Source organism: Collimonas fungivorans, from assembly GCF_028292705.1.
Classification (GTDB): Bacteria; Pseudomonadota; Gammaproteobacteria; order Burkholderiales; family Burkholderiaceae_D; genus Collimonas; species Collimonas fungivorans_B.
In genome coordinates this window covers 1-3,496 of sequence record NZ_JAQGLV010000409.1, presented here as the reverse complement: position 1 = coordinate 3,496, position 3,496 = coordinate 1, and the positions used below count along the sequence as shown (strand labels likewise).

Annotated in this window: 1 protein-coding gene; it reads right to left on the bottom strand. The window is 62.7% G+C overall.

Annotated features, from left to right (window positions below):
• Positions 1–236: 236 nt before the first annotated feature.
• Positions 237–3,496, bottom strand: a 3,260-nt coding sequence (locus tag JWQ61_RS21755) for a hypothetical protein (protein WP_304362357.1), incomplete at its 5' end; no start/stop codon positions are given.

Sequence of the window (3,496 nt, the reverse complement as noted above, 5' to 3'; positions counted from 1 at the left end):
TTCCAGGGTGCCGAGGTAATTGGCGCTGAAGGTCGGCTGGCCGACTGTCGCCATGACAAAGCCGTCGCTGGCCGCGACCTGGGTGAAGCTGGTGCCGCCGTCGACCAGGTCGGACTGGTTATACGCGACGCGCGTTCCGAAACTGCCGTTTGCAATGGTATTCATGATCATTCCTCATGGGTGAACATCGATAAGAATTGCGACTGCCAAACCGGATCGCGGGCGGCCACCCCGCCCTAACTGCCGTCAGCGCCTCCCGAACCGTCGCCGACCAGGCGCACCAGCGCCCGCGTCAGCAAGCGCCGCTCGTTGCTGCCGAATTCCGCCTGCAGCACCTGCTGCACATTGTCGAGAAACAGATTGATGTTGTTCTTGATCAGGTTCAGGTCGTGCCGGTTGGCGGGGCTGTCGTTGATCTGCACCAGCGCTTTCACTCCGGCAGCCAGCAGGCCGCGCTGCGATTCGTTGAAAACATGAGCGGTGACGCTGCCGAAGGTGTCGATCAGGGCCTGGACATCTTGTTCGAAACCGGGCTGCATCGATGCCTGCGCCGTTGCGCCCGGCCCGCAGACGATTTTTTGCAGGTCGCGGATGAATTGCCCCCGGTCTTCCGGCTTGCTGCTCATGCGGGTTGCATCGCCGAATACCTGGGCCAGGTCGTCGACCCGGTGCTGGATGGCTTCCTGCACGGTAGCGCGCACGCTGCTGCCGATGCGGCCCGCGGCCAGGTCATCGCGCAAGCGCTGCAAAGATGCCGCCATGCCGCCCCCGGCCAGCGTGGCCGGGGGCGGTTCCGCGGCTTCTGCCAGGATGCTGGGCGCCGGTCCCAGCGGCACCCAGTAGAACTCGATCTGCGGCGCGCCGCCGAAATCGGTATTCCAGGTCAAGGTCAGGGTCCAGGTCTCGCCCTGTTTTACCGGCATGGTGAAAGAACCCGGCACCGGAATGAAATATACCGCCGCCTTCTTCTTTCCCTCCGGTACGACATATTGATAAGCAAGCCCGGTCGCATACATGAAGCTGGTCTGGTTGCCCTGGCGGTCTTTGGTGGCGCCTGACAGGCTGCCGCAGTAATTGACCGCCCAGGCCGGCTGGCCGACCGTAGCCACGACATAACCGTCGGTGTTCGCCACCTGCTGGAAGAAAGTGCCGCCGTCGATCAGGGCCGACTGGTCATAGGGCACCCGGGTGCCCATGATCTGCACGCTGCCGTCGCTGTTGATCCTGGTCCCGGCCGCCTTCAGCGCCGCTCCCTCCAGGCTGGCGCCGCGCACCGTCTTTGCGCTGACGATGTCGCCGCTGGCGTGGATGTTGCCGGCCGTTTCGAGCTGGTATGGCGCAATGCTTGCGCCCACCGTGACGTTGGTCTTGCTCACCGTCAGCAGCGAGGAGCCGCTTTCGCCTACATCCAGCAGCTTGTCGGCACTGCCGTCGCCCGCCACCGTGATGCTTTTGCTGGCGGTCAGCGTCTGCACGTACAGATCCTTGATATCCACGCTGCCGCCGTTGAGATTGACGTTGCCGTTGACCTGCAGCGCGTACTGGCTCTGGATTTCTTCCGGGCGGTAATTGATGGCTACCGTGTTGGGCGTGTCGATCATGTTGTTGGTAGCGACGATCATCGCCGGCGGAATGTCCGGGCCGCCGGACGCCAGCACGCCGTTGTCGTTTTTGGCGGCGATATAGGCCAGCAGCGATGGCGTCACCACGTAGGCCGACACCGCCGCCGGAAAGACGCCGGTAAGCTTGGCTTTTTTGTCGGGCAGGATCAGCGTCAGTTCGGTCTGGCTCTTGACCGACTGCACGAACATGGTCTGCGGCAGCGACGAAGATGGCGGGATGATCAGGGTGTCGCCTTCCTTGTATCCGCTGAAATCGGTTTTATCGCCGGTCACTTGCACACCTGTGGTACTGATCGTGCCGATGCCGTCCGTGACCGGGCCGCTGCCCGATTGATATTTGTATGCGGAAGCGACGACGTCGACCGCAAACGCCGTCTTCAAGGTCAGCGCAGTAGCGCTGGCGACAGCAGAGACCGCACTGCTCTGGCTGATGCTGGTCTTGGGCTCGAAACGGCCGATGATGATTTTGCCGCCGACAGCGGTGGTGCTCTTGAAATTGCTGCCTTTGCCGGTGATGATGCTGCCGTTGCTGCTGATCTCTCCCTGCCCGGGTTTCTTGTCGGCGCCCGGCGCCTGGTAGCTGTAGGCCGAATTCAGCACTGTAAGCGACAGCTGTTCCTGCAGCCGCAGCTGGGTGTCGCTGAGAATTTCCGCGATGATGCCGACCTGCTCGATCAGCATGCCGACAGTGATCGTGTCGCCGACCGTTATTTCATCCTGGAACGCTGTCTGATAGCCCTGCAAGACATTGTCGCTGATGGCGGTGATCTGCCCCTTGCCGATGAACGACTGGCCGCCGCCGACGCTGAGCGAGGCCAGCGGCTTCTTGTCGCGAATGCCGACATTGCCGTCGGTATAGTACAGATTGCTGGTCGGAGTGCCGATGGTTTCCCGAGTCCAGTAGCTGAGGATAGGCAGTCCTTGCAGCTTGGAGCCGTTGCCTTCGAAACTCTGGGCCTGGATGGCGCCGCTGGCTATCATCGAGCCGGTCTGGATCTGGCCCTGCACTTTCAGGTCGTCGGCCTGGATCTTGCCGTTGACGTCGAGCGCCGCCGCCGGGCTGCGGTCCGACAAAGCGATGCCGACCCTGCGGTCGGCGGTGATCACCAGCGCATTCGGTCCGCTGGCGCCGAGGCCGGCGCTGGGCGTCGCCTGCATGCCGAGGCCGACCGTGCCGTCGATATTGATGCGCAGCAGGCTGCTGTCGCTGCTGACGGCAAAACGCGCCAGCGTCGAGCGTACATAGGTGTAGCTGAGGCTTTGCAGGACCGGATTGAATGCAGTGTCTACCGTGACTTGCAGGTTGCTTGGATTAATGCTGACGATAGTGCGCCGCTGGGCCACGCCGAAGCTGGTCTGGCCGTTGCTCATGGTGGTCACCGGCGGATCCGAGATCAACACGTCGCCGACCTGGAAATACGGCGACAGTGTCTTCGACAAAGTCACCAGCGGGCCGTCTGAAGACAGTACCCCGGGGCCCTTGAAGGTGATGGCGTCGACCTGCAGGTTGGCCAGCGGCTGGTCGCCGCCGACGCCGAGGTTGTTGCGAGTGGTCAGCAGTCCCATGAACTGGCTGCGTGGCGCATCCACTTCGAGGTAGGCCTGGTCGCCGCTGCTCTCCTTTTTTGCGCTGATGCTGGGGTAACCGTCGCTGTCCGCGTTGCCGAGGAAACCGGCGAGCGCATCCGGCAGGTTGATGCGGTGGACGCCGGCGCCTTCGGTGACAAAATTCAAGGCGCCCAGGGTGGAACCGACATAGCGCCGCTCGATGTTGCCCGAGCGGTACGTCAGCTGGTTGATGTTGCCCTGGGTGGTGAAACTGATGACGGCAAGCAGGATGTTCATGGCCGGCTGCTGCAGGTTGCGCACATACT